Raw genomic sequence first — 25,597 nt, forward strand, 5'->3', positions numbered from 1 at the left:
GGAGCGGAGCGGAGGGGCCGCTCACCATGGGCTCAGCGAGGTCTCGCGGGGCCGGAGCGAAGCGGAGGCGCCGTGAGGATTCTGGTCACCGGGGCCGGCGGCAACATCGGCCGGGCGGTCGTGTCGTTGCTGGCCGCGTCGGGGGACTCGGTCGTCGGGCTCTCGCTGGAGCCTGCCGCCGACCTGCCGGTCGATCGGTTGGTCGTCGGCTCGGCCGGTGATCCCGCGGTCGTCGCGGACGCTCTCGGTGACGGTGTGGATGCGGTGGTACATCTGGCGGCCCGTCCCTCACCGAACCACGGGACGCCGCTGGAGGTCTTCGGCGGCAACACCCAGGCGACGTTCGTGGTCCTGGACGAGGCGGCCCGCCGAGGCGTCCGCCGCCTGGTGTTCGCCGGCAGCTACGCGATGTTCGGCACGGCGTTCTCCCCGCACGGCGCCCACCCGCCCTACTATCCGCTGGACGAGCGGGCGCCGCTGCAGGTCGCCGACCCGTACGCGCTGTCGAAGCAGGTCGACGAGGCGACGGGCGCGATGGTCGCGCTGCGCTACGGCGCGTCGGTCGTCTCGCTCCGCTTCCCGTACACGGTCGGCTGGGAGCAGCTGCACCGCATGGCCGACGCGGTGCGCGCGAACCCGGCGCTGGTGGCCCACGACTCGTGGTCGTACCTGCACGTGGACGACGCGGCGGAGGCCGTCCGGCTGGCGCTGACGGTGCCGTTGTCGGGCTTCCACGCGGTGCTGCTGGCGGCCCCGGAGACCCTCGCGCCCTGGCCGACCGAGGACCTCATCCGCGAGCACCACCCGGACACCCCGATCCGGGCGCCCATCCCCGGCCGCAGCACCCCGATCGACACGTCGGCCGCGGCGGCCCTGCTGGGCTTCCGGCCGGCGCGTCACCTGCCGCTGTAGGGGTACGGCGTCAGCTTCGACCGCAGGACGAGGCCGTCGAAGAAGCCGGTCATGGCGGCCTCGGTCGCGGCGTACCTGCGCGGTGTCGTCGTCGAGCCGCCCGCCCAGCCACTCGCTGACGGTGCCCGGGATGTGCTCCAGGAACAGGACGAGCCGGCTGGTGGCCTGGTGGAGTGCGGTGAGGCGGCGCCGGACGGCGTCCGAGCCGTCCCAGTAGGCGACCCGCTCCTCGACGTCGTCGTGCTGGGCGATGCGGCCGGGGGGCACCTGCTTCACGGCGCCGCGCCGACCCGTCGATACCGCTCGATACGCTCCCCGTCCACGCGGCCCAGCCTGCACCAAGGTCAACTGTTCGGTCGATGGCCACCCACTGGCGACCTTGGGATGCTGCGGTGGTCGTTGATCTAGGAGGGTGCACGGTGCGGCGACTGCTGCTGGTGGCGTGGGCACTGCTGCTCGGTGCGGCGGGGTGCTCGGAGGCGTCCGGCTCGTCGGACTCGGCGGCCCCGTCCGCCCCGTCCGCCTCGACCTCGACCGCGGCCGAGCCGAAGGACCCGGCGGTCGGCGACTGCTGGACGACGACCGCGTACGAGGCGAGTGACGCGCTCGCGTTCGACTTCACGGCGCCGGTCGACTGCGCTGCCGAGCACCACATGGAGACCGTCCACGTGGGCCGGATCACCGGCACGCTGGCCGCCGGCGCCGAGGTTCCGGCCCGGACCGACTTCGCCCCGCTCTACGCGGAGTGCGAGAAGGCGGCCGAGACGTACCTCGGCGCCGCCTGGCACACCGGCCAGGTGTACGTCTACATGCACCCGCCGACGATCCCGGAGTGGCGCGCCGGTGTCCGCTCGTTCCGCTGCGACGTTGCCGCCGTGGACCTCCAGAACAACCGGCTGGTCCCGGTCAAGGAGACCTTCAAGGACTCGCTGCGGCCCGGTTCGCCCCGGACGATCGGCTGCGCGAAGCGGGTCGTTTCCGGTGGCCGGACCACCAACCTCGCGCCCGTGGCCTGCACCGAGCCGCACTACGCCGAGTTCGTCGGCTTCGCGAGGCGCACCGACGTCGCCGAGTTTCCGACGGAGTTCATGGCCTTCGCGAACCTGTTCGACGCGGAGTGCGAACGTCAGGCGCTTGCCTACACCGGCATGTCGCGTTCGCATGCCAGCCGTACCGTGGGCGCACTTCCGTTCCGCACCACGACCGGCATCGGCTGGCAGCACGGTGACCGCTCGGCCCGCTGCTACGTGACCGCGAAGGGCAAGGAGCTCGGGCGCTCCCTCAAGGGCGTCGGCAACGTCTCCCTCTGACGTCAGTCGGTGTTGACGACCGTGAGTTCCACCTTGTTGGTGTAGAAGGCCACCCGCTTCTCGATCGGGGCCACCTCCGGGTACGGAGTCTCGTAGCTCCACACCACGTTCTCCAGGTCGCCGATGCTGTAGTACGACGCGTCGCCCTTGTACGGGCAGTACGTCGAGTGGTCCGTGCGCTGCAGCGCGGACTCGTCCACGTCCGAGAGCGGGATGTAGTAAACCGGTGGGTACGTCGCCTCCTGGAGGGTCAGCGCGTCCGTGGTGTCCGCGATGACCTTGTCGCCCACGCGGACGACCACGCGGGCTCTCGACGGTTCGATCGTGATCGGATGGTCCGGGCCTGGGACTAGGTGCGGTCGGCTCATGGGGTCAACACTAGGCAGGCAGCAACCGGTCGACCAGGCGAACGGCCGTGTCGTCGTCCAGCGAGTCGGGTAGGAAGATCACGCGGTAGACGATCGGGGCGATCACCGTGTCGACCACCTCCTCGACCGTCACCGCCGAGTCGGCGACGAGCTGCGCGGCCTCCAGCCGGCGGTTGCGGAGGCAGTCGGACTGGCCCTCGCCGGCCACCGCCGCGCCCGCCCGGAGCAGGGCCGCGTTCACCGGCTTGCGGTAGTGGGTGACGATCTCGGCCGCCCACGCGATCAGGTCGTCCCGCAGGCTGCCCGTCGACGGCAGCGGTCGGGACGGATCCAGGCGGTACGTGGCGATGTCGTTGATCATCGTGGCCGCGTCGCCCCAGCGCCGGTAGACGCTCGTGGGGTTCACCCCCGCCCGCTCGGCGACCAGCGGGATCGTGACGCGCTCGGCGCCGCGTTCGCGGACCAGGTCCTCGACGGCCGAGCGGATCGAGGCCAGGACCGCCGCGCTGCGGCCGCCGGTCCGGCGGGCTGGGGCCGTCATGTGACGCTCCTAACGCAAACAACTTTGCCTTAAGCGGGACTCAGGCGGGTACGGTCCCAAGCGTAACGCAAAGGGATTTGCTTTTAGGGAGCGCCACAGACATGGCCATGACGCTGACGCCGACCAGAACGTTGCCGCCCCGCGTCGCCTTCGCCGGCGCCGGCGTCGCGTTCGCCTCGCTGTACCTCGCCGCCGGCGCGCCCACGCCGCTGCTCGTGCTGTTCGAGCGCCAGTGGGGGTTCGCGCCCTGGGTCCTGACCATCGCCTTCGCCGCGTACGCGATCGGGCTGCTCGCCGCGCTGCTCGTCGTCGGCTCGCTCTCCGACCACGTCGGGCGGCGGCCGGTGCTGGTCGGGGCGCTCACCGTCGAGCTGGTCGCGATGCTCATGTTCGTCTTCGCCCCCGGCATCGGCTGGGTGATCGCCGCGCGGGTGGTGCAGGGGATCGCCACCGGGGCGGCCAGCAGCGCGTTCACGGCGGCGCTCGTGGAGCTGGCGCCGCCCGAGCACAAGCGGCTCGGCGCGATCGTCGGGGCCGTCGCGCCCGCGGGCGGGCTGGGGCTCGGCGCCCTGCTGACAGGCGTGGCCATCCAGTTCACCCACCAGGCGAACCACATCGTGTTCGTCACGCTGGCGGTGCTCATGCTCCTCGGTACCGTATGCGCCGCACGCTCGGCGGAAACCGTCACGCGGCAGTCGGGCGCGCTCGCCTCGCTCCGGCCGCGGGTCGCCGTCCCGAGGGCGGCGCGGCGCGAGTTCGCCGCCGCCGCGCCGGTGCACCTGGCCTCGTGGATGTTCGCGGGGCTGTTCATGGGCCTGTCGCCGACGATCATCCGGGACCTGTTCGGCATCGACAGCGGCCTGCTGAACGGGGCCACCGCGTTCGTGCCGCCGACCGCGGCGGCGGTCGCCGGGTTCGTGCTCGGGCGGTACGCGCCGCGCCGCGTGATCATGCTCGGGGCGGCCGCCGTGCTGGCCGGCGCGGCGATCGTGGTCGCCGGCATCGCCGGGCACGTGCTCGCGCTGCTGTGGGTCGGCGGGCTGGTCGGCGGGGCCGGCTTCGGGGCCACGTTCTCCGGGGCGCTGCGGGCGGTCGGGCCGCTGGCCGAGGCGCACCAGCGGGCGGGGCTGTTCGCGGCGGTGTTCCTGGCCGCATACCTGTCCTTCGGCGTCCCGGCGATCGTGGCGGGCCAGCTGGTCGCGCCGCTCGGGCTGCTGCCGACGACGCTGTGCTACGGCCTGGCGATCGTCCTCGCCGCCGCGGGCGGGCTGGCGGCGCAGTGGCGGATAACCCTCAGGTCGGCCGGGTGAGGACCGATGGCAGCGGCATGAACGTATCAGCAGCCACCTGGAGCGTCCCGCCGGCCGGCCGGCAGGTCGACCCGGCCGCCCGCCGGGCCCAGGTCAACGCCCAGGCCGAGACGCTGTCCCAGCTCATGGGGTCCAAGCACGGGGAGAAGGTCGCGGCGACCGTCACCAACGGCGTCGGGGTCGACCTGTATATGTAGAAGCGTGAAACGCTCGGAGATTCAGGACGCCGTCGGCGGCCTCGGCTGGCGGTATGTGCTGGGCACCATCCGCGCCACGGTGCCCGTCGGCTCCATCGGGCAGGCGGCCGAGGTCGCCGCCCGGTGCGCCGACGCCGGCGACGGGCAGCTCCAGCTGGTGCTGCGGGCGGACACGGTCCTGCTGACCTTGCCGGCGGAGGACGTCGAGCCGGCAAGGCGGCTCACCGCCACCCTGCGCGAGGCCGGGCTGAGCGTCGAGCCGACCGGCACCCAGCTGGTCGAGCTGGCCATCGACGCGCTCGACATCCCCGCGGTCAAGCCGTTCTGGCGGGCGATCTTCGCCTACCAGGACGAGCCGGGATACCCGAACGCCGTGGTCGACCCGCTCGGGGTCGGGCCGGCCGTGTGGTTCCAGCAGATGGACGCGCCCCGGCCGCAGCGCAACCGCATCCACTTCGACATCTCCGTGCCGCACGACGAGGCGGAGGCGCGCATCGCCGCCGCGCTCGCGGCCGGCGGGACGCTCGTGTCGGCCGACCGGGCGCCCGCGTTCTGGGTCCTGGCCGACGCCGAGGGCAACGAGGTGTGCATCACCACCTGGCAGGGCCGCGACTGACGGCCGGCGGCCACCTGGCCGCGCCCGGCGGCGACCGGCTGTTCGCGCTGCTCACCCGCCCTCACCGAGGGTCGCGGACAACGACGCCGATCATCCGCTGATTCGGCTTCCCGACAGCAGTTGCATCCCGGGCGGAAACTGTTGTTAGCGTCATGGTCGCGAAGATCCGCAGAAAATCCGCTAGGGGGACTGCCGTGGGACTCTGGGACAAGGTCCGGGGCGAATTCATCGATATCATCGAGTGGCTCGACGACAGTCGGGACACGATCGTCTGGCGGTTCCCGCGGTATCAGAACGAGATCAAGATGGGCGCCAAGCTCATCGTGCGCGAGTCGCAGACCGCCGTCTTCGTCAACGAGGGGCAGATCGCCGACGTCTTCACGCCCGGCACCTACACGCTGCAGACGCAGAACCTGCCGATCCTGTCGACGCTCAAGGGCTGGAAGTACGGCTTCGACTCGCCGTGGAAGGCCGAGGTGTACTTCGTCAACACCCGGCAGTTCACCGACTTCAAGTGGGGCACGCAGAACCCCGTCATGATGCGCGACGCCGAGTTCGGCATGGTCCGGCTGCGCGCCTTCGGGGCGTACTCGCTGCGCGTCGTCGACCCCGAGAAGCTCCTGCGCGAGCTGGTCGGCACCGACCCGCAGTTCCGCACCGAGGAGGTGCAGGAGTTCCTGCGCCAGCTCATCGTCGGCCACCTCGGCAGCGCGCTCGCCGCCGCCCAGGTGCCGGTCCTCGACCTGGCCGCGCAGCAGCTCGTCATCGGCCAGAAGCTGGCCGGCGTGCTGACCGAGGAGCTGTCCGGCTACGGCGTGCAGATCCCGAAGTTCATCATCGAGAACATCTCCCTGCCGCCGGAGGTCGAGGAGGCGCTCGACAAGCGCACCTCGATGGGCGTGCTGGGCAACCTCGACCAGTACACGAAGTTCCAGGCCGCCAACGCCATGGAGGACGCCGCGAACAACCAGGGCGGTGCCGGCGAGGGCTTCGGCCTGGGCCTCGGGATGGCCGCCGGCCAGCGGATGGCGGCCGCGATCAACCAGCCCTCCGCCGCCCCGCCGCCGGCCGGTCCTCCGCCGCTGCCCCAGCAGGACCAGTGGTTCGCGGGCGTCAACGGCACCCAGGCCGGCCCGTTCGACCTCAACGCCCTCGCCGCCCAGGTCCGCTCCGGCGCGATCGTCCGCACCACGCTGGTGTGGAAGAACGGCATGGCCGCCTGGACCCCGGCCGATCAGGTCGCCGAGCTCGGATCGCTGTTCGCCGCCGTCCCGCCGCCCCTTCCCCCGCAGGGCTGACGACCATGGTGCTGCAGACCCAGTACCCCTGCGCGGGGTGTGGCGCCAACGTCGAGTTCGCGCCCGGCACCTCGGTGCTGCGCTGCCCGTACTGCGGGCACGAGACCCAGCTCGCCGCCCCGACCCGCGAGGTCCGCGAGCACGACTGGGCTCAGTTCGCCGGCCTGCCCCGCAAGCCGGTCGCCCTGCTGGCCAAGAACGTCTTCAAGTGCCGCAACTGCGGCGCCGAGACCGAGTCGGACGCGATCTCCGACCGCTGCCGCTTCTGCGGCGCCGCCGTCGTCGCCGAGGTCAACGCGGCGGACCTGGTGGTCCCGGAGGCGGTGCTGCCCTTCGCCCTCGACAAGCGCGCGCTGCGCGAGTCGCTCGGCAAGTGGGCGTCGTCGCGCTGGTTCGCGCCGAACGGCCTCAAGAAGGTCACCGAGGCGGAGTCGGCGAAGAGCACCTATCTGCCGCACTGGACGTTCGACACCCAGACCGTCTCCGACTACCGGGGCGAGCGCGGCGAGCACTACTGGGACACGGAGACGTACACCGAGAACGGTGAGACGAAGACCCGTCAGGTGCGCAAGACCCGCTGGTACCCGGCGAGCGGCACGGTCGGCCGCGCCTTCGACGACGTGCTGGTCACCGGCACGACGAAGGTGCCCGTGAAGCACCTCGAGGCGCTGGACCCGTGGCCGCTGACGGACGCCGAGCCCTACCGCCCCGAGTACCTGGTCGGGCACGAGACGCTACGGTACGACGTGGAGCCCGAGGCGGGCCTGGAGCACGCCAAGCGCAAGATGGCCCCGGACATCGAACGCGACTGCCGGGACGACATCGGCGGCGACGAGCAGCGGGTGCACCAGGTCGACACGCAGTACTTCGACGTGACGTTCAAGCTGATGCTGCTGCCGATCTGGCTGGCCTGCTACATCTACGCGGGCAAGACCTACAGCATCCAGGTCAACGGCCGCACGGGCGAGGTGGCGGGCGAGCGCCCGTACAGCGCCGCGAAGATCGCCGCCGCGATCACGGCGGGCGTCCTGGCCATCGCGGCCATCGTGTTCCTGATCTGGTACACGAAGTCGCACTGACGGGACCGGGACGGCTCGGGGTTCGCCCGGGGCCGTCCCGGCTTTTGTGTCCGCGAAAGGACCGTAGCATGGTGGCCAGAGGGCCACAAGGCAACACGCCGGACGGATGTCCGGTGGAGTTCTACGCGCTGGCCCCGCCGGCCGGCGAGGCCGACCTCGTGCACGCGGCGCTCCCGGCCGGCGCGGCGGTGCTGGAGCTGGGCTGCGGCACGGGCCGCATCCTGCGACCGCTGGCCGCGCTCGGCCACCCGGTGACGGGCGTGGACGAGTCGCCGGAGATGCTCGCGCATGCCGAGGACCTGGACACGGTGCGCGCCCGGATCCAGGACGCGGACCTGCGTCGCCGGTTCGACGCGGTCCTGCTGGCGAGCCACCTGATCAACACCCCGTCGCCGCAGGACCGCACGGCGATGCTGGCCACGGCCCGCCGCCACGGCGACCGCCTGCTCGTGCAGTGGCACCCACCGTCGTGGTTCGACGAGGCGAAACCGTTCGACGTCGTGCGGGGGACGCTCCGGTACCGCCTGCACTCCATCACCCGCGAAGGCCCCCTGCTGGCGGCGACGATGGACTACGCCTCGGCGGGGAAGGCGTGGCACCACACCTTCACCGCGCGGCGCCTGACGGAGGACGAGCTGCGATCGGCCCTGGAGGAGGCGGGCTACACCAGCCTGACCTGGCTGACCGAGGACCGCACCTGGCTGTCCGCGGGCGCGTGACCCCGAGAGTCTGTCACGTGGGCAGTGACGCCATGAAGGTCACGAACCGGTCCGGTTGCTCGAACATGGCCCGGTGGCCGGCGCCCTCGAAGCGTTCCAGGCGCTTCACCGGGGCGTCCAGGGCTTCATACCACTCCGCGAACAGCACCGCCAGGCCGCGCATCTCGTTCGTGCCCTGGACGAAGTAGGCCGGGACCGCCAGCGACCGGACCTCGCGGCGGAGGTCGACGTCCTGGACCCGTGGATAGAACAGCGTCCACGTGTCCAGGATCGCGTTCAGCGTGTGGGCCTTCTGCAGCAGCGTGTACTCGGGGACATCGACAACGAACTCCGACCGCTGGCCGTACACCTCGTTCTCATAGAGCATGATCGGTTCATAGGCGTAGACGTCCTTCCATGGTGGCGGGCCCTGGTCGGTCAGTTGGCGCACCAGCGACGTGCGGCCGCCCGTGCGGGCCCAGGCCAGAATGTCCGCGTAGAAGAGCTTGTCGCTCGCCTCGACGTCGACGGCCTGGCCCGTGCCGATGTACGCGCGGTAGCGCTCGGGATGGCGGTGCGCCGTCAACGCGCCGACCAGCGAGCCGCCCGAGTGGCCCAGCAGGAAGATCTTGTCCTGGTGGAACCGGGTCCGGAGATAGTCCGTGACCGCCAGCGTGTCCGCGATCGCGTCGTCCATCGTCACGGTCCGGCCCAGCGCCGCGTACGACGCGCCGCCGCCCCGGCGGTCCAGGGTCGCGACCACGAAGCTGTCCTCCAGGGCGGACAGATGCTTGCGCATCGCGCCGAGTTCGGAGCCACCCGGAGCGCCCGGGAGGAACAGCAGGACCGGCCGCGCGGTGTGCCCGCCGCGGATCATCACGTTCAGGCCGTCGACCGTCGTCAGTTCGGCCACGCCCGGAAGCGGGGCCGTGCGGGCGGGCAGGGCGACGAGCACCGTGAGCACGAGCAGGACGGCCGTCGCCGCGCCGGTGACGAGGCGCTTCCACCCGCCGGCGACGCCGCGGCCGTACGACACGCCCAGCAGCATCGGGAAGACCGACAGCAGGCCGTGCACACCCCGGCCCGCCACCAGCGCGACGAACCCGAACGCGCTCGCGTGCGGGGCGTCCACCGACGGGCCGCGCACGGGGATGCGGCCGAGCTCCAACGCGAGCAGGAACGCGGCCGGGGCCGCCAGCAGCGTCCAGCGGGAGCGCCACAGCCGGCCCGCGGCCAGCCCGACGGCGATGCTGATAACGATCGATGTCAGGGCCTCGGCGGTCGTCAACGGCCCGCGCGGCATCGACAGCGCCGTCGTCACACCCCACGCCGCCGCGAGAACGAGGACGTACGTCATGGCGGCGATGGTCGCCGGAGAACCCGCGCGGCACATCCGCCCGAGGACGCCCGGCCTCCATCTTTGGTAGGTCCTCAGCCGGCGGCACGCCACGTAGGCTGCGGCCATGCTGTTCGGACTGCTCGTGCCCCCGGGGTCGGCCGCGCGGGACCGGGTGGCCGACGGGCTGGCGATCGCGGCGGCCCTGCTGTACGGCGCGTTCATGGTGTACATCGGCGACGCCACGTCCCCCGGCGCGGCCGTTCCGTGGCCGGTCGACGTCGCCCTCGGTACCACATGTGCCGCATCCCTCGTCGTGCGGCGACGGCATCCGGTCGCGCTCGCGCTGGTGCTGCTGCCGTTCGGCGCCGTGTCCGTCATGGCGACCGGTGCCATCCTCGCCATGCTCCTCACCGTCGCCGTCCGCCGGCCCGCGCGGCCGGCGTTCCTGCTCGCGGCCGGCCACGTCGCCACGTCCGCCGGCTATTTCCTGCTGCAGCACGAGCCGCCGTTCCCGCTGTGGGTGGACCTGGTCATGCGGGCCGCGACCGCCGCGGGAGCCATCGGCTGGGGTCTCTTTCTCGGCGCGTTGCGCGAGCGCACCACCCGGCTGGAGGCCGAGCAGCAGCTGCGGGTCGAGCAGGCGCGGCTGACCGAACGGGCCCGGATCGCCCGGGAGATGCACGACGTGCTCGGCCATCGAATCTCATTGCTGTGCCTGCATGCGGGGGCTTTGGAGGTACGGTCGGACGCCCGGCCGGACGAGATCGCCATCGCCGCCGCCACGATCCGCAGCAGTGCGCACGAGGCCCTCGAAGAGCTGCGGACGGTGATCCGGGTGCTGCGCGACGGGCCGGCCGAAGGGGCGGAGCCGCCGCAGCCCGGCCTGCCCGACCTGGCCCGGCTGGTCGACAGCGCGCGGGCGCACGGGATGACGGTCGGCTACGAGTGCCGCGTGCCGCCCGACGGGCCGTCGGCGGTGCTCGGGCGGACCGCCTACCGCGTGGTCCAGGAGGGCCTGACCAACGCCGGCAAGCACGCACCCGGCGCGCCGGTGTCGGTGCTCGTCGACGGGGCTGCCGGCCGGGAGCTCCGGGTGGCGGTCAGCAATCCCTGTGCCGCAGCGGTTTCGACCGTACCGTCGGGAGGCGCCGGACTGGTCGGCATCCGCGAGCGCCTGCTGCTGGCGGGCGGCCGCGTGGAGTACGGGACGACGGGTGACCGGTTCCGGCTCGAGGCCTGGCTGCCGTGGCCGGCATAATCCGTCTGGCCATCGTCGACGACGATCCGCTGGTCCGCACCGGGCTGCGGATCATGGTCGGCGGCTCACCCGACATCGAGGTCGTCGCCGAGGCCGGCGACGGTGCCGAGGCGGTGACCATGGTCGACGCCCACTGGCCCGACGTGGTGCTCATGGACATCCGCATGCCCGGCGTCGACGGCCTCACCGCGACCCGCCGGATCCGCGCCCGGACGCGGCCGCCGCACGTGATCGTGCTGACGACGTTCCACGCCGACGAGTACGTGCTGGAAGCGCTGCGCGGCGGGGCCAGCGGCTTCCTGCTCAAGGACACGCCGCCGCGCGAGCTCATCGCCGCCGTGCGGACCGTCGCCGCGGGCACCGCCACGCTGTCGCCCGCGGTCGTGCGGCAGCTCGTCGACCACGTCCCCGGCCCGCGCCGCGCCGCCGCGCGGGCACGCCTGGCGCTGCTGACCGACCGCGAGCGCGAGGTGGCCCTGGGCGTGGGCCGCGGCTGGTCGAACGCGGAGATCGCCGACGCCCTCGGCATGGGCGTGCCGACGGTGAAGAGCCACGTGTCCCGCCTGCTGACCAAACTCGACCTGAACAACCGGGTCCAGGTCGCCCTGTTGGTCCACGACGCCGAGCTGCTCTGACCGGGAGAAGCCGCGGTTCCTCAACGTCTTCGGTGACTCGTTCGAGGAGGTGATGTTCGGCGTCATGCGGCCCGTCGAGGAGCGCGAACGCTGGCTCTCCGGCTGAGGGTGTATCACCGGGCCGCCGACCCGATCCGTCCAGGCGACGAGAGGGAGGACGAGCCGATGGGGACGGGCTTGGGGATCATTGTCGCGCTGGCCGTGGCCGGGGCGATCGTCGCGGTCGCGGTGCGGCGGCGGGGCAGGAGGCAACCACCGGCGCCGGACGTGCCGGTGCCGGCCGTCCAGGTCGTGGCGCTCGGGATCAGCGGTGCCGGGAAGACGGTCTTCCTGGCCAGCCTGTTCCATGAGCTGCACGTGCCGATCGACGACCGGCCGTACTTCCTGCGCGCCGAAGCCGCCGACCGGGTGCGGCTCAGTGGCGTGCTGCGGCAGGTCAGCGACGCCCGGCAGCCGTGGCCGGCCGGGACCGCGGTCGCGCAGACCCGGCGGTACACCTTCGATTGCATGGCCCGCGCGATGGACGGGTGGGTGCCCGTGCTGCGGATCAGCTACCTCGACTACGCGGGCGAGGTCCTCGAGGAGGCGCTGGGGGACGACGGGGCCGCGCTGCGCGAGCTGGAGTCCGAAGTGGACCGCGCCGACGCCGTGCTCGGGATGCTCGACGGGCGGCAGATTCTGCGGTACCTCACCGGCGACCCCGGCGGGACGGCCTATCTCGTCGCCGCGATCCAGCCGATGATCGGCATGATGGTCACCGGCCGCAGCCCGATCTACCTCGTGCTGACGAAGTGGGACATCCTGCGCGGCTTCGGCGAGCCCGACGGCGCCGACGACAACGCGCGGCTGGAGCTCGTGCGGCACGCGTTGTTCGCACTGCCGCAGCTGCAGGGGCTGGTCGACGTCCGCAACATCGTGCGGCTGATCCCGGTGAGCGCCGTCGGGCCGGAGTTCGCCCGGTTCGACCCCGCGACCGGCCGGATCGACAAGCGGCAGGACGGGCGGTTCCGGCCGCAGCACGTCGAGGTGCCGCTCGCCGCCGTCGTGCCCGACCTGCTGAAGCGGTTCCGGCAGGCGTTCGAGCGGGACGCCGGCGCGAGCGTCAACAGCCAGCTGCGCCGGGTCATGCGGCTCTCGCCGGGGGAGTGGGGCGGCGCCGTCGCCGACGTGCTCACGAAACCCGCGAGCGCGGCGCTCGGCGCGGTGATCGGCCGGCCGTTCGGCACCGAGCTGGTGACCCTCGCCCTGGAGTGGATGAGCCGCCCGTACCGCGAGAAGGGTGAGCAGGTCGCCGCGTTCCGCACCGAGGCGGAGCGGCGGCTGGCGGCGGTCGCCGACGCGCGCGGGAACGTCGTCGAGCACTTCCAGAAGACGATGTACGTCTTCGAGGCCAAGCTCCCGGCGTCGCGGCTGTGAGCGCCCGGGTGCAGGGCTGGCCGTTCGCGGTCGCCCGGACGGCTACCAGCGGCTACCGGCTGCTGCTCGTGCCGCCGCCGCTCGCCGACCCGGCCCGGCGGGCGCTGGTGCAGCGCGCGGTGGCCCCGGGCGACGACGCGGACGGCCCGGCGACGCGGCGCGTGGGGTCACTGACGCTGGTCTATCGCACGCACCGGCTGCTGGGCGCCGATGAGCACGGGCGGCCGTTGGTGATGGTCTATGGCTTCGCCAGCCCGGGGCGGGTCGCCGCGGTGGCCGACGAGGACCTGCGGTTCTCGCTGCGAACGGCGCAGGAGGTGTACCGCGGGGAGCGCGCCACGATCGCCTCGCCGTTCCCGCTGGCGTCGTCGGTCGAGCCGGCGCGCCTCGCGGGGGTCGGTCGGCCACGTCGTCGGGCGCCACTGGTCGCCTCAGTTGCCGTGGTGCTGCTGGTCGCGGCGCTCATCGGGGCGTGGGCGGCGCTGCGGCCCGGCACGCCGGACGAGGTGTGGCGGGCGCATCTCACCGGCGAATTCGCCGAGCGTGATGTCACGGTGACGATCCGCGGCGGGAATTCGGGCTCGGTCGACGACGGGACGGGATGCGACTACGGTGTGGCCGGGATGTCGACGGGAGGCGCGACGACGACGGTCCGTGTCACGTCGGCGGGCGCCGATGGGTGCCTGCCGGGCGGTCGCCTGGAGCTGGTGCGGGCGGCGCGAGGGGCGCGGATCCAGTGGTACGGCTCGGGCGAGACGCCGGTGATGAGCGGCACAGCGACGAGCATGTGATCGTGCAACCCGCCGGCCGCCGGGGCTCGTCTTCATCGGGGGGAAGGGAAGGGCAGCACATGTTCACTCGCCGTAAAGCTCTGGTCACCGGCGTGGGGGTCGCGGCGGGGGCTGCGCTCGCGGCCTGCTCCGACGGCGGGGCGAAGGGGACGGGCACCTGGTCCTCGGGCAAGCCGGCGACCGCCGCGGCGAAGGTCACGGTGACGCCCGCCGCCGACAGCAAGGACGTGTCGCCCGGCGCGCCGGTGACGGTCGCGATCGAGAACGGCACGCTGGAGTCGGTGACGGTTGCGGGCGGCGGCAAGCAGCTCGACGGGAAGCTGGCCGACGACAAGCATCAGTGGACGTCCAGCGGCGGCCTTGCCTACAACCAGACGTATACGGTGACCGTCACCGGCACCGATGCCTCCGGCGCCGCCGTCAACCAGACCAGCACCTTCACCACCCTGAAGCCGACGAGCACCGCGCAGTTCACGTTCCAGGCCAACCCGATGCTCGCGCTCAAGAACGGCGGCACGTATGGCGTCGGGCAGCCCGTGATCGTGTACTTCAACAAGGCCGTCAAGAACCAGGACGCCGCCGAGCAGGCGATGACCGTGACCACCGAGCCGGCCGTCGAGGGCAAGTGGCACTGGGTCAGCAGCCAGAGCGCCCACTGGCGGCCCGAGAAGTACTGGGCCTCCGGCACGAAGGTCAAGGTCAGCGTCAACCTGCTCGGCGTCGACCTGGGCGGCGGCGTCTACGGCAACGCCAACTCCTCCGCCGGCTTCTCCATCGGCCCGTCCCGGATCGCCGTCGCCGACTCGAACACGCACCAGATGGAGTGCTACATCGACGGCCAGATGGTGCGCCGCATCCCGATCAGCATGGGCAAGGGCGGCAGCACGACGGGCAACAAGGGCGAGACGATCGACTTCTACACCCGCTCCGGCGTGCACGTGCTCATGACCAAGGAGCCGCTGGTCACGATGAGCTCGGAGACGTTCGGGATCACCGACAAGAACAACCCGAACTACTACGTCGAGAAGATCAAGCTGGCCTGCCGCATCTCGCTGTCCGGCGAGTACGTTCACATGGCCGACTGGAACATCCCGTCCCAGGGCAAGGCGAACACGTCCCACGGCTGCGTCAACGTCGGCCCGGCCAACGCGCAGTGGTTCTACGACACCTTCGACGTCGGCGACGTGGTGGAGGTGCGCAACACCCCGAAGAACCTGCCGCTCACGGACGGCCTGGGGGACTGGAACGTTCAGTGGGCGCAGTGGTGAGCACGTTGACGAGCTGTTCGGCGAAGGCCTTCGGCCGCAGCACGTGACCGGAGTGCCCGCCGGGGAACGTCACGAGTTCCCGGCCGAGCCGTCGCGCGAGCGCCTCGACGGGCGCCGCGTGGAGCGCACCGGCTGAGCGTTCCCCGACGGCGGGCACGACGTGCGGCGGCTCGTGGAGCAGCGGTTCGAGGTAGAGCCGGAAGCGCCGCGCGGCCGGCGCGTCGTGCGTGAGGAAGAACGCGAGGTTGGCGGCCCGCTCGGCTTTCGGCGCGGGCAGCACGACGTCGTCCTCCTGGTCGGTGGGGTCGAACCTCGTCATGGCGAGGAACTGCCGCATGGCGGCCGGTATGCCCTCGGTCCGGAACACCTCCTCGACGGCCTCCTGCCGGCCGACGAACTCGGCCGGGTCGTCGAGCACCTGGCTGAGCGGCGGCTCATGCGCGACGACGGTGCGGACGAGTCCCGGGTACCGTGCGGCGAGATCGAGCGCGATGAGTCCACCGATACTGATGCCGAGCACGTCGACGGGCCCGCTGGCGCGCCGGGCGAGCAGCAGCGCGAGATCGTCGGTGTGGCTCTCGACGGTGACGGGCCCGTCCCCGACGGGGCTGCGGGAGAGCCCTCGACGGTCGTACGTCAGCACCCTGAACCCACCGCGTTCGACAACCGCATCGACCAGCCCGGCGGCCCCGTCGGCGTCCCCGTCGCCCCCTTGCACGATGACGAGCAGGCGCTCGCCACTCCCTCTGACGAAGCTGTACATGCCGCCAACCGTAATGCATCAGATTTGATGTATCAAGCATGATGCATCAGGAGTGATGCACTTGGCCCGGGGCGTCGGGCTCGGGGTGGCGGGCGGCTCGAAGATCGCGCCGCAGGCTCGCGGGTGGCGCTGCAGGCTCGCGGGCGACCGCCGGGTGGTCTGCCGGTCCGCGCCGCAGCCTTGCAGGCCGCACCCGCGCTACGGCCTCGTGCGCGCTGTATCCGCGCTGCGCTTTCGTGTGCTGTGGTCTCATGTGCTGCGGTCTCGCGTGCTGCGGTCTCGCGTGCTGTCGTCTCGCGTGTCGGGGTCTCGTTGTGCTGCACGCATCCGGCGCTGCGGTCTCGTTGTGCTGCGGTCTCGTGCGTTGCGGTCTCGTTGTGCGGCGGTCTCGTGTGCTGCGGTCTCGTGCGCTGCGGTCTCGTGCGCTGCGGTTCTGTGGGCTGTAGCGACGGGCTGCGGGTTGGCGTAGTCGGCTAGGGCCTCCACCCGGCTTCTCTGCCGGTGGCCGTCGTCGGAATGGTCGCGCGATCCGCCCCACCAGCCCGCGATCTTGGAGTTATGGTCCCGGCCTTATACCGAAATAGCGGACATTTCGGGGGCCACTCCAAGATTGCGCGCCAGCGGGGTCGCCGTCGGCGTCGCCGGCAGGGTCGGGGGTGGCGGCGGCGACGGCGTCGGGGCTGGCGGCGGCGAGGGTGGGGGGTGGCGGCGGCGAGGGTGGGGGTGGGGTGTGTCGATGTATCAGGGTTGATGCATCAGAATTGTTGTATTGTGGCGGCGTGAACGGGTTGGAGCTGCTTGTCCTCGGGCGGACGCTCATGAAGATCGGCGGCTCCGCGCTGCCGACCGCCGGTGGGGCCTCCCTGCCCGCCAGCGTGCGGTCCGTGCTCGTCGACATCGTCCAGCACCCCGGCAGCTCGATCGGCGAGATCACCGCGCGGACCGGGTTTCCGCAGAGTCACGTGTCGGCGTCGATCGCCAAGCTGATCGAGTCCGGCGACGTCGTCACCGACGTCGATCCCGCCGATCGGCGGCGGACCCGCGCCACGGTCAACCCCGGGGCCGCCGGGGCGCTGCTCGTCGTCACCGACACGCCCGTCGACGACGCCGTCGCGGAGGCGCTGCCCGACCCGGCGGCGCTGCCCGAGGTGCTCGCGGCGCTCGAGACCCTCGCCCGGCACCTCAACCCCGGCGGCCGGCACCGCTGACGGGCCGCCGGCTACTTGAGGACGGCGTCGGCCAGGGCGTCCACCTCGGACAGTTGCGGGATCGTCGGGAAGAAGACCAGCTCGGTCAGGCCCGCGTCCGCGAAGGCCCGGACGGCCGCGGCCGCCGCGGCCGGGCTGGTGATCGCGCTCTGCGCGACCCGGTCGGCGTAGTCGCCGAGGAAGCCGTAGTAGCGGCGCAGCGCGGCGGACGTCTCGGTGGCGTCGGCGAAGCCGTAGTAGCACAGGGCGGCCAGGCGGGGCTCACCGTCGCGGCCGCCCTCGCGCCAGGCCTGCCGGATCCGCGGCACGGTCTGGGCCGCCATCTCCGGAGTGCCGCCGCCCATCGTCCAGCCGTCGCCCCAGCGGACGGTCCGCTCGACCGCCCGGTCGCCCGAGCCGCCGACCAGGATCGGCACCCGGCCGCGGACCGGACGGGGGCCGACCGGGAACTCGCCGCCCGCGACCGGCTCGCCGGCCCAGGCGCGCTGCAGCAGGTCGAGCGTCTCGTCCATGAGCGCGCCGCGGCGCTTGAACGGGCGGTCCATCGCCGCGAAGTCGTCGGGCCGGCCGCCGACGCCCAGGCCCAGGGTCAGCCGGCCGCCGGACAGCGCGTCCACGCTCGCCGTCACCTTCGCCAGGTGCACCGGGCGGTACAACGGAGTGAGCAGGATGTCGGTGAACAGGCGGACGCGGGTCGTGGCGGCGGCCGCGGCGGCCAGCGCGGTGAGGCTGTCGTAGTTCGGGTAGACGATGCGGTCGATCGTGCCGAGGGAGGCGAAGCCGCGCTCCTCGGCGCGGCGCGCCCAGGCGACGAGGTCGGGGCCGGCGATGTCCAGCGTGGTCGGAAGGCCGATGCCGATGTCCATGAGGCCGACCTTACGACGCTATGACCCGAATTGGGTCCCGTGGTAGAAATACCGCCCGAGCCCGACGGTGAAGATGAGCAGGCCGTAGAGCGCGTGCTCGACGCAGGCGACGAACAGCGAGCGGGTCTGCTGGTAGCGGCGGGCGAAGAGCCAGCCGCCGACGAGGGTGAGGGCGACGGCCAGGACGTTGCCGAAGAGGATGTGCGCGAAGCCGAACGCGACCGCGCTCGCGCCTGCCCCAAGTAACGGGGACCGTAACAACGGCGCGTACCGGTGCAGCAGGAATGCCCGGAACAGCAGCTCCTGCGGGTACACCGAAAGCACCGGATAGGCGATGACGATGAGCGCCCAGAGGCCGGGGTTGTGCCGGGGCAGGTCGAAGAAATGCTCCCGGTCGAACGCCCAGACCGCGCCCACGGCGACGACGGCCGCGACCGCCCACAGCCCGAGGACCGACGGCAGCGCCGGTCGCAGCGCCGAGGCCCGCCACAGGTCGCGCCGGTCGAAGCCGGACGCGCGGCGGAAGTAGAAGGCGACGGCGACGGTCAGCAGGAGCAGCACGGGGATCGGGCCGCCGGGGATGTCGACGACGGCGAACAGCCCGACGAGGACGAAGAAGATGATGATGAACTCGGCAGCCATCCGGGGGACGGTGCCACCCGCAGGTAACGTCGGCACCCTACTCTCGTAGCCGATGCGCATCGCGAGCTACAACGTCGAGAACCTCTTCAACCGGGCGAAGATCTTCGACCAGCGGACGTGGGCCCTCGGGCGGCCCGTGCTCGAGGCGTTCCAGCGGATCGGCGACCTGCTCGAAGAGCCGGTGTATACGCCCGAGATCCAGCACGACATCCTGCGCGAGCTGGCCCGGCTCGGGCTGCGCAACGGCGACACCGCGAAGTTCGCGCGGCTGCGGCAGAACCGCGGGCGCCTGGTCGTCCGCCGCCGCGACGGGCGGGTCGAGGTGGTCGCCGGCGGGCGCGACGACTGGATCGGCTGGGTCGAGCTCACCACCGACCGGGTCGACGAGCTGGCCCTGCTGAACACCGCACGGGTCGTCCTCGACGTGCGCGCCGACATCCTCGCCGTGATCGAGGCGGAGAGCCGCCTCGCGCTGCGGCGCTTCGCCGAGGGCGGGCTGCGCGGCCTGTACGAGCACATCATGGTCGTCGACGGCAACGACGAGCGGGGCATCGACGTCGGCGTGATGTCCACCGTGGACTACCCGCTCACCGGCCAGCGGACCCACGTCGACGACGTGGACGAGCGCGGGCGGGTGTTCAGCCGCGACTGCCCGGAGTACCACTTCACCACCCCCACCGGCGAGGACCTCGTGGTGCTCGTCAACCACCTCAAGAGCAAGGGCTACGGCGGCAAGGTGGCCTCCGACGCCACCCGGCGGCGGCAGGCCGCCCGGGTCGCCGAGATCTACCGCGCGCAGCGCACCCCGCTGGTCGCGGTGGTCGGCGACCTCAACGACACGCCGGAGAGCGAGCCGCTCGCGCCGCTGCTGCGCGAGACCGACCTGCGCGACATCTCGACACATCCGGCCTTCGAGGACGGCGGGCGGCCCGGCACGTACGGCTCCTGCACCGCCCGCAACAAGCTCGACTACGTCCTGCTGTCGCCGGCGCTGTTCGCGGCCGCGACCGGCGGCGGCATCCTGCGCAAGGGCGTGTGGGGTGGCCGGCGGGGCGTGCTGTGGCCCATCTATGACACGATGACGAAGCCGGTCCATGCGGGCTCGGACCACGCCGCCATCTTCGCCGACATCGACCTCACCCGTTTGAGCGACCAACAACCGGTGAAAATCGGGCGAACACTGCGCCCAGAGTAGCGGATCAATCTCGACGCGTGACAATCTGGGCCCAATGACGGCGACCACGGCGGCGACGAGTCTCGCCTCCGGCGAGCCTCCGATCAACTTCGCCGCTCATCAGCTGCGCACCGGCAACATCGCCGGTGCGCGAGACGACTTCGAGCAGATGCTGGCGATGCTGCTCGCCGCGATCTACCCCGGCGCCCGGGCGATCACCGCCAACCCCGGCGACTGGGGCATCGACATCCTCCTCGGCGAGCTGTCCGGCCTCGTCATCGTCTGGCAGTCGAAGTACTTCTGGCCCACCGTGACGAAGAGCCACCACGGCCAGATCCGCGAGTCGTTCGACTCGGCGCTCGCCGCCGCCGCGCGCAACGGCTACCGGCTCAGCCAGTGGATCCTGTGCGTGCCGGCGAGCATGGACGCGCCCACGGCCCAGTGGTGGGACAACTGGCGGGCCCGCCGGCAGCGCGAGACCGGCGTCGCCATCGAGCTGTGGCACGAGAACGTGCTGCGCAACCTGCTGGTCAAGCCCGACTGCGCGCACGTGCGCCGGCACTTCTACGACCCGTACGTGCCGGCGCAGACCCGGCGGGTGCCGCTGCGCGACCTGTCCGACGAGGACGCGACGAGCCTCGACGACGCGCTGTTCGTGCGGCAGCTGCGGGCGGCCGGGCACGTCGAGGTCGGCGCGGCCAAGCGGGAGTACTTCAACGCCGAGATCATGGCCCGCGAGGTCCTCGACAAGCGCCTGCCGGACGAGCTCGCCGCCCTCCTCGAGGCCGACGGCGTGGTGCACGGCATCTGGGAGGCGCGGTTCAACGCCATGGCGTTCACCGGAGATCCCCACCTGCCGGGCCTGCACGCCGGCGTGATGACGGAGATCCGCGAGTCCGGCGCGTTCCCGGAACGGCTGCGGGCCGGCCCGGTGCACCGCTGCGGCCTCATGCACCGGGTGGTGGAGGACCGGCGGGCCGGCTGGGTCCGGCACTGGCGGGAGGTGGCGAGTGAACCCCGATGACGTCTCGGTCTTCCGCCAGGCCCGGCTGCTCCTGCTGCTGGCCACCGCCGCCGAGCCGGTGGACGCCGAGCGGCTCGGCGTCTACGACTTCCTGGCCGCCCACCCGCTGCTGCTGGCCCGGGCCGACACCGACCCCGACCGCACCGCGCTGCGGCTCGCCGGGTTCGACGACCGGGCGGTGGCCTACGCGAGCCCGGCCCAGCGGTGGGTCACCGCCCAGCAGCACCTCGCCCGCGACCTCACCGAGCTGGTCGCCCGCGGCCTGGTGCGGGCGGCGGCCACCGGCCGGGTGACGTACCACCTCACCCCGGAGGGCGCGGCCATGGCCGCCGGATTCACGGCAATGTATGCTCACTCATACATCACAGCGGCGCGCGTCGTCATTCGTCGCCTTCGGCGGGTGAGCGGACGTAAGCTTCGTGAGGGCCTGCGACAGTGGCTCCTTCCGGCCCTGAAGGATCTGGCATGATCGGTTTGCGGGCACACGGCATCCGGCTCCGGCGGCTGCGCCTCCACGGTGGCGACCGGACCTACGACGTCGACTTCCGCGCGTCCGACGACGCGCCCCGCCCGCTGTCGGTGCTCGCCGGCGCGTTCAGCACCGGCAAGACCACGATCCTCGAGTTCGTCGACTACTGCCTCGGCGCCGGCGACCACCCCCGGCACCCGGAGATCATGCCGAAGGTCAAGGCGGCGACGCTGGAGGTCGAGCTGTCCGGCTCGCCGTATCTCATCGAGCGCACCGTCGGCGAGCCGTCGATGTTCGCCTACGTGCGCGCCGGCCGCCTCGACGAGCCCGGCGCCGCCCCGCCGGTGCGCCGCCCGTTACGGCCCGCCGGCAACCCGGAGAGCCTGTCGAGCATGCTGTTGTCGCACTGCAAGCTGCAGGGCGTGCGGCTCTCTCAGGAGACCGAGGACCCGCTGAGCTTCCGCGACCTCATGTGGCTGTGTTTCCTGCCCAACGAGCGGCTCGACGACAAGGACCTGCTGTTCGAGAGCGTGCCGATGAAGCACCTCAAGCTCCGCCAGGTCGTCGACGTCGTCTTCGACGTCCACGACGACCACTTGGTGGAGATCGGCCGGCGGATCCGCACCCTGGAGGCCGGGCTGGGCGCCGCCCGCACCGCCTACCGGGCGGCCGAGCAGCTCGTCGACGAGCAGCGGGTCGGCAGCCGGGCCGATCTGGAGGCCCTGCACGACCGCGCCAAGGACGAGCTCGCCGAGTGTGCCCAGGCCCTCGCCGCCCTCGACACCCAGGCCCGCGCCGACACCCGCTTCGCCGAGGAGCTGCGCGAGCGGCACCGGGCCGCCGCCGAGGAGGCCCGCGCCGGCGCGGCGGCCCTGCGCGACCGCGAGACCCAGCTGCAGCGGATGACCACCCTGCGCGGCACCTACGCCGACGACGTCAGCAAGTGGACCATGCTCGCCGAGGCCGAGCGGCTCTTCGAGCCGATGCGGGTGACCGCCTGCCCGTCGTGCCTGGCCCCGCTCGCGGGCGGCGAGTCGCACTGCCCGGCCTGCCGGCTGCCGATCACCGGCGGCGGCGCCGTCGACGTGTCCGGCGAGCTGCGCTCGGCCCGCACCCGGCTCGGCGAGCTGACCCGCTACCTGGAGGAGCTGGAGGCCGAGCTGCCGGGCCTGCGGGCCGAGGCCGAGCGGGCGCAGGAGGCCGAGGCCCGCGCCGCGGCCGAGGTCGACACGATGACGGCCCACGCCGTCACGCCCTACCTGGCCCAGCGCGACGCCCTCGCCCGCCGCCGCGAGGAGGCCGCCGCGACGCTGCAGCGCGCCGACAGCGGCCTGCGGCTCGTGCAGAGCCTGGAGCGGCGGGCGACCGGCATCCTCCAGCAGATGGACCAGATCGCCGCGCACCGCGAGGAGCTCGCCGCCGCCGGTGGTCATGCCCGCCGCGCCTCCCGGTCCGCGGTCGTCCGCCGCGTCGGCGAGCGGTACCGCGAGATCCTCGAGGCCTGGAAGTACCCGAAGCTCGCCGACGCCTACCTCGCCGAGGACCTGACCCCGTACATGCGCGGCGAGGCGTACACCGCCGCCTCCTCCGGCGGCCGCACGCTCATCGCGCTCGCCTGGCAGCTCGCCCTCTTCGAGATCGCCTGGGAGTCCCGCTCGTCGCACCCCGGGTTCCTCCTGCTCGACAGCCCGCAGAAGAACCTCGGCGTCGCCGGCGACCTCGCCGACAGCCAGACGATCGAGCGCATCTACCGCCACCTCGAGGACTGGCTGGCCGGCCGCGGGGTCGGCGCCCAGATCGTCGTGGCCGACAACGCGCCGCCGCCGGCCGCGGCCGCCGACGTCATCGTCCGCTTCACCCGACGGCCCGACCAGCCGCCCTACGGCCTCATCGACGACGAGACAAGCTGAAGCCCCGCGCCGGCGAGTTGTCCACATAGGACGCGTCATAGCGGGACGCGCTGCCGGTCAGGGCGAAGAGTCTTCCGTTCTCGGTGATTTCGACGGTACCGCCGGTGCCCGCGCCCCCGGCCCAGTCGACCAGCAGGCTCCAGGAGTACGCGGCCCGCTTCGCCGTGAACGCGATCACGACGGTGCCCCGTTCCCCGGCCCGCAGCTCCAGGTTGCGCGTCGCGAGCGCGTCGGCCCCGGTCGCGTCGGCCACGACGGCGTCGGGCGCGTCGAGGTCGCAGGTGACGGCGGCCGGCTCGGCGGCGGCCCCGGCAGCGCTCGGGGCGATCTCGGTCCCGTCGAACACCGCCGCGGTGCCGGCCTTCCGCACGCGGATGCGCGTGACCCGCACCGGTTCGTCGGGCGCCGTGAACGTCAGCGTCACGTCGAGCCGGTCGCGGGCCGCCCCACCGGTGTGCTTGAGGAACGCCGGCCAGTCGGCGGCGGCGCGCATGCCGGCCCGCAGGGCGGCGGCCGCGGCGCCGGTGGTCAGCGGCTCGGGCAGGGCGAGCCGGGCCCGGGCGTAGCCGGCGTCGACCGCGACGAGCAGCTCCGGCCGGCTGCTGGCCGTGGCCAGCCCGGTGGTGACCGCCCGCCCGGCGGTGACCACGGGCCGGGGCCGGACGAGCCCCGCGGTGGCCGCCGCCGCGACGGCGAGCGCTACCGCGACGGCGCCGCTCCTGAGCCGGGGCGTCACGCGCCGTGCTCCTGGATCATTCGCGCGACCTTCCGCGCGGTGGTCTCGCCGCCGGTCGTCTCGACCTGGACGATCCGGTCGCCGTCGAGGAACCGGACGGTGGTGACCGTGCCACCGCGCCCGCGCACCTCCTCCGGCCCCGGCTCCAGCGCCGAGAACCGCCGCCGCGCGTCCGCACCCGCCCACAGGACCGACACGGTGACGGCCGGCCCCCGGGCCACGTCGAACCGGCACTCGGCGTGCGCCGGCGCACCCGGCACCGTGACGTCGACGACGTCCGGGTCCTCCTTGCGGAAGACGGCGCCGAGGTCGGCGGGGTCGAGCGCCCGGCAGGCGTCCGGCCACGGCGGCTCGGCCGGCGGCGACGGCTGCGGCACGATCGTGTACCACCGGGCGCCCGCCGCCCCGGTCACGAGCACCCGGTCGCCGAGCCCGGTGGCGGCCCCCTTCCGGTACGGCACCTCGGAGGCCAGTCCCGCCCCCGGCCCGCGCTCGGCGTCGATGCCGTGCACGACGAGGAACGGCACGGGGCGGGGCGCGGGCCCGACCGCGTACAGCCGCCCGCCGGCCGTCACCAGGTGCGCCGCGGCGACGTTCGCCCGCCACCGCACCCGCCCGTCGCCGAGCCCGATGCCTTCGATCGCGGCGTCGTCGGGGTCGTCCCGCTTCCCGTCGTGCGCGACGACGACGACACCGTCCCGGACGGCGGCGTCGCACCGCTCGGCGCAGACCTCGCCGGGCCGGTCCGCCAGCCGCCGCCCGTCCCGCCCGAACACCTGGAAGGACCGGGCGTCCCGGAGGACGGTGACCCCGTCCCGGACGATGGGTGCGAACCCGTCGCCGGGCCCGAGCCCGGTCCGCGCCAGCACCCGGCCGCTGCCGGCCGCGCGGACCTCCAGTTCGTTGCGCTCCCCGCACCGCAGCTCGACGGCGACGCTGACCCGGTCCCCGGCCACCCCGCCGGCGGCGCACCCCTCCGGCAGGGCCGCCTCCCACAGCAGGTTCCCGGTCGCGGTGCTGAGCGCGGTCACCCGCCCTCCTCCGGCCGGATCGGCGGTGGCTGCGTTGGCGCCGGTGGAAGGGTCGGTGGCCGCCGACCGGTCGGTGGTCGCCGGGCTGTGGCGGTCGGTGGTGCGTCTCGCGCGGCGGCTGCTGGTCGCCGCCTCGCGGGCGCTCCGGTTCGACGGCGGCGCGGCACCGGTCTCGGGCGGGGTGGTCACGAGGACGGCCGGGCCGGCGGCCGTCGCCTCGGCCTGCGCCGCGAGCGTCGCCCGCCAGCGGACGTCGCCGGTCCGGGTGTCGAGCGCGACGAGGGCGCCCTCGCCGGATCCGCGGGTGGTGCCGTTGAGCAGCACGGTGCCGCCGGCCAACTCCGGCTGTGACCACAGCACGGTGGCGGACCGGTCCCCGGTGCGGAGGTCCCGCCGCCACCGCTCCCGACCGTCCCGGCCGCTCATGGCGGCCACGACCCGGTAGTCGGCGGACTGCCCGACGATGACGTCGGCGTCCCGGTCGTAGCCGACGATCGTGCTGTACGGCAGCCGGAGCGCCCCGCCGTCCACCAGCCGCGCGGGCCCGGCGAGATCGGCGGCGGGCGGTCCGGCGGGCGGCGCACCGGCGGGCACCACCCCGGGCACGCTCCCGGTGAGCACCGCCGACGGCACCAGCACCCCAGCCGCGCCGAACAGGGCCGACCGTCGCACACTGCCCCCTCGCACCGTCTCCTGGTTCCGGATGCGGGGGAGCTTATCGTAGCTTACGTCCGGTTA

Annotated in this window: 27 protein-coding genes; 19 read left to right on the top strand and 8 right to left on the bottom strand. The window is 72.9% G+C overall.

From position 1 onward, the window contains the following. The first annotated feature begins 72 nt into the window (after positions 1 to 72). The 3 genes from IEZ31_RS41175 to IEZ31_RS41185 are packed head-to-tail and all read left to right on the top strand — an operon-like array spanning position 73 to position 2,222. Positions 73 to 912, top strand: a complete 840-nt coding sequence (locus tag IEZ31_RS41175; protein WP_229836484.1) for an NAD-dependent epimerase/dehydratase family protein — start codon at positions 73 to 75, stop codon at positions 910 to 912. 51 nt (positions 913 to 963) lie between these two features. After that, entirely contained in the window at positions 964 to 1,320 is a 357-nt protein-coding gene (locus IEZ31_RS41180) for a hypothetical protein (RefSeq protein ID WP_190255557.1), read from the top strand. 11 nt (positions 1,321 to 1,331) lie between these two features. Next, entirely contained in the window at positions 1,332 to 2,222 is an 891-nt protein-coding gene (locus tag IEZ31_RS41185; protein ID WP_190255558.1) for a septum formation family protein, read from the top strand. Positions 2,223 to 2,224: 2 nt separating this feature from the next. Here IEZ31_RS41185 and IEZ31_RS41190 read toward each other — a convergent pair whose 3' ends face one another. Together IEZ31_RS41190 and IEZ31_RS41195 are read right to left on the bottom strand one after the other, a co-directional pair. Beyond that, on the bottom strand, positions 2,225 to 2,590 hold the full coding sequence (locus tag IEZ31_RS41190; protein ID WP_190255559.1) for a DUF427 domain-containing protein: 366 nt from the start codon (positions 2,588 to 2,590) through the stop codon (positions 2,225 to 2,227). Between the two features lie 10 nt (positions 2,591 to 2,600). Beyond that, entirely contained in the window at positions 2,601 to 3,131 is a 531-nt protein-coding gene (locus IEZ31_RS41195; protein ID WP_190255560.1) for a TetR/AcrR family transcriptional regulator, read from the bottom strand. 101 nt (positions 3,132 to 3,232) lie between these two features. Here IEZ31_RS41195 and IEZ31_RS41200 point away from each other — a divergent pair, with 101 nt between their 5' ends. The 6 genes from IEZ31_RS41200 to IEZ31_RS41225 all read left to right on the top strand — a co-directional run bounded on the left by IEZ31_RS41200 (position 3,233) and on the right by IEZ31_RS41225 (position 8,350). Further along, positions 3,233 to 4,441, top strand: a complete 1,209-nt coding sequence (locus IEZ31_RS41200) for an MFS transporter (RefSeq protein WP_190255561.1) — start codon at positions 3,233 to 3,235, stop codon at positions 4,439 to 4,441. 17 nt (positions 4,442 to 4,458) lie between these two features. Then, entirely contained in the window at positions 4,459 to 4,638 is a 180-nt protein-coding gene (locus tag IEZ31_RS41205) for a hypothetical protein (RefSeq protein WP_190255562.1), read from the top strand. Between the two features lie 4 nt (positions 4,639 to 4,642). Then, positions 4,643 to 5,254, top strand: coding sequence for a VOC family protein (locus IEZ31_RS41210; RefSeq protein WP_229836491.1), 612 nt, complete (start codon positions 4,643 to 4,645; stop codon positions 5,252 to 5,254). 194 nt (positions 5,255 to 5,448) lie between these two features. Next, positions 5,449 to 6,552, top strand: a complete 1,104-nt coding sequence (locus IEZ31_RS41215) for an SPFH domain-containing protein (protein ID WP_190255563.1) — start codon at positions 5,449 to 5,451, stop codon at positions 6,550 to 6,552. A 5-nt stretch (positions 6,553 to 6,557) separates the two neighbouring features. Further along, on the top strand, positions 6,558 to 7,631 hold the full coding sequence (locus IEZ31_RS41220; RefSeq protein WP_190255564.1) for a TFIIB-type zinc ribbon-containing protein: 1,074 nt from the start codon (positions 6,558 to 6,560) through the stop codon (positions 7,629 to 7,631). Between the two features lie 113 nt (positions 7,632 to 7,744). Further along, positions 7,745 to 8,350, top strand: a complete 606-nt coding sequence (locus tag IEZ31_RS41225) for a class I SAM-dependent methyltransferase (protein WP_229836493.1) — start codon at positions 7,745 to 7,747, stop codon at positions 8,348 to 8,350. A 13-nt stretch (positions 8,351 to 8,363) separates the two neighbouring features. On the opposite strand, the gene IEZ31_RS41230 is transcribed toward IEZ31_RS41225, so the two are convergent. After that, on the bottom strand, positions 8,364 to 9,686 hold the full coding sequence (locus tag IEZ31_RS41230) for an alpha/beta fold hydrolase (protein WP_190255566.1): 1,323 nt from the start codon (positions 9,684 to 9,686) through the stop codon (positions 8,364 to 8,366). Positions 9,687 to 9,792: 106 nt separating this feature from the next. On the opposite strand from IEZ31_RS41230, the gene IEZ31_RS41235 reads away from it, so the two are divergent. The 5 genes from IEZ31_RS41235 to IEZ31_RS41255 all read left to right on the top strand — a co-directional run bounded on the left by IEZ31_RS41235 (position 9,793) and on the right by IEZ31_RS41255 (position 15,036). Next, on the top strand, positions 9,793 to 10,926 hold the full coding sequence (locus tag IEZ31_RS41235; protein WP_190255567.1) for a sensor histidine kinase: 1,134 nt from the start codon (positions 9,793 to 9,795) through the stop codon (positions 10,924 to 10,926). Then, positions 10,914 to 11,561, top strand: coding sequence for a response regulator transcription factor (locus tag IEZ31_RS41240; RefSeq protein ID WP_229836496.1), 648 nt, complete (start codon positions 10,914 to 10,916; stop codon positions 11,559 to 11,561). Before IEZ31_RS41235 ends, IEZ31_RS41240 begins: the two co-directional genes overlap by 13 nt. Before the next feature lie 165 nt (positions 11,562 to 11,726). Beyond that, positions 11,727 to 12,977 (top strand): YcjX family GTP-binding protein, encoded by a 1,251-nt coding sequence (locus IEZ31_RS41245; protein ID WP_190255568.1) that lies wholly within the window; start codon positions 11,727 to 11,729, stop codon positions 12,975 to 12,977. Continuing rightward, positions 12,974 to 13,768 (top strand): hypothetical protein, encoded by a 795-nt coding sequence (locus tag IEZ31_RS41250; protein WP_190255569.1) that lies wholly within the window; start codon positions 12,974 to 12,976, stop codon positions 13,766 to 13,768. The genes IEZ31_RS41245 and IEZ31_RS41250 overlap by 4 nt, the downstream gene beginning before the upstream one ends. Positions 13,769 to 13,827: 59 nt before the next feature. Then, positions 13,828 to 15,036 (top strand): L,D-transpeptidase, encoded by a 1,209-nt coding sequence (locus IEZ31_RS41255; protein ID WP_229836498.1) that lies wholly within the window; start codon positions 13,828 to 13,830, stop codon positions 15,034 to 15,036. On the opposite strand, the gene IEZ31_RS41260 is transcribed toward IEZ31_RS41255, so the two are convergent. After that, a complete protein-coding gene (locus tag IEZ31_RS41260; protein WP_190255570.1) occupies positions 14,990 to 15,799 on the bottom strand; it encodes an alpha/beta fold hydrolase in 810 nt (269 codons plus the stop codon). The genes IEZ31_RS41255 and IEZ31_RS41260 overlap by 47 nt on opposite strands. A gap of 779 nt (positions 15,800 to 16,578) precedes the next feature. Here IEZ31_RS41260 and IEZ31_RS41265 point away from each other — a divergent pair. After that, the gene (locus tag IEZ31_RS41265) at positions 16,579 to 17,007 is read left to right on the top strand and encodes a winged helix DNA-binding protein (RefSeq protein ID WP_229836500.1); all 429 of its coding nucleotides are present in this window, start codon (positions 16,579 to 16,581) and stop codon (positions 17,005 to 17,007) included. A gap of 11 nt (positions 17,008 to 17,018) precedes the next feature. Here the strand turns inward: IEZ31_RS41265 and IEZ31_RS41270 are convergent, their stop codons facing one another. Beyond that, positions 17,019 to 17,873 (bottom strand): LLM class flavin-dependent oxidoreductase, encoded by an 855-nt coding sequence (locus tag IEZ31_RS41270; protein WP_190255571.1) that lies wholly within the window; start codon positions 17,871 to 17,873, stop codon positions 17,019 to 17,021. 18 nt (positions 17,874 to 17,891) lie between these two features. Then, positions 17,892 to 18,515, bottom strand: a complete 624-nt coding sequence (locus IEZ31_RS41275; protein WP_190255572.1) for a CPBP family intramembrane glutamic endopeptidase — start codon at positions 18,513 to 18,515, stop codon at positions 17,892 to 17,894. 52 nt (positions 18,516 to 18,567) lie between these two features. Here IEZ31_RS41275 and IEZ31_RS41280 point away from each other — a divergent pair, with 52 nt between their 5' ends. Genes IEZ31_RS41280 through IEZ31_RS41295 form a run of 4 tightly spaced genes read left to right on the top strand, consistent with a single transcriptional unit; the run spans position 18,568 to position 23,092 of the window. Continuing rightward, positions 18,568 to 19,710, top strand: a complete 1,143-nt coding sequence (locus IEZ31_RS41280) for an endonuclease/exonuclease/phosphatase family protein (RefSeq protein WP_190255573.1) — start codon at positions 18,568 to 18,570, stop codon at positions 19,708 to 19,710. A 34-nt stretch (positions 19,711 to 19,744) separates the two neighbouring features. Continuing rightward, on the top strand, positions 19,745 to 20,713 hold the full coding sequence (locus tag IEZ31_RS41285; RefSeq protein WP_190255574.1) for a serine/threonine protein kinase: 969 nt from the start codon (positions 19,745 to 19,747) through the stop codon (positions 20,711 to 20,713). Then, positions 20,700 to 21,182, top strand: a complete 483-nt coding sequence (locus IEZ31_RS41290; protein ID WP_190255575.1) for a hypothetical protein — start codon at positions 20,700 to 20,702, stop codon at positions 21,180 to 21,182. Before IEZ31_RS41285 ends, IEZ31_RS41290 begins: the two co-directional genes overlap by 14 nt. Continuing rightward, the gene (locus IEZ31_RS41295; RefSeq protein ID WP_190255576.1) at positions 21,179 to 23,092 is read left to right on the top strand and encodes a DNA recombination protein RecN; all 1,914 of its coding nucleotides are present in this window, start codon (positions 21,179 to 21,181) and stop codon (positions 23,090 to 23,092) included. The genes IEZ31_RS41290 and IEZ31_RS41295 overlap by 4 nt, the downstream gene beginning before the upstream one ends. Here the strand turns inward: IEZ31_RS41295 and IEZ31_RS41300 are convergent. Both IEZ31_RS41300 and IEZ31_RS41305 read right to left on the bottom strand, forming a co-directional pair. Beyond that, complete coding sequence (locus IEZ31_RS41300; RefSeq protein ID WP_190255577.1) at positions 23,070 to 23,828, bottom strand: hypothetical protein; 759 nt, start codon at positions 23,826 to 23,828, stop codon at positions 23,070 to 23,072. The two genes, IEZ31_RS41295 and IEZ31_RS41300, sit on opposite strands and share 23 nt — an antisense overlap. Further along, on the bottom strand, positions 23,825 to 25,531 hold the full coding sequence (locus IEZ31_RS41305) for an outer membrane protein assembly factor BamB family protein (protein ID WP_190255578.1): 1,707 nt from the start codon (positions 25,529 to 25,531) through the stop codon (positions 23,825 to 23,827). Before IEZ31_RS41305 ends, IEZ31_RS41300 begins: the two co-directional genes overlap by 4 nt. Positions 25,532 to 25,597: the final 66 nt, after the last annotated feature.

The sequence above is a fragment of the Dactylosporangium sucinum genome (assembly GCF_014647515.1).
Lineage (GTDB): Bacteria > Actinomycetota > Actinomycetes > Mycobacteriales > Micromonosporaceae > Dactylosporangium > Dactylosporangium sucinum.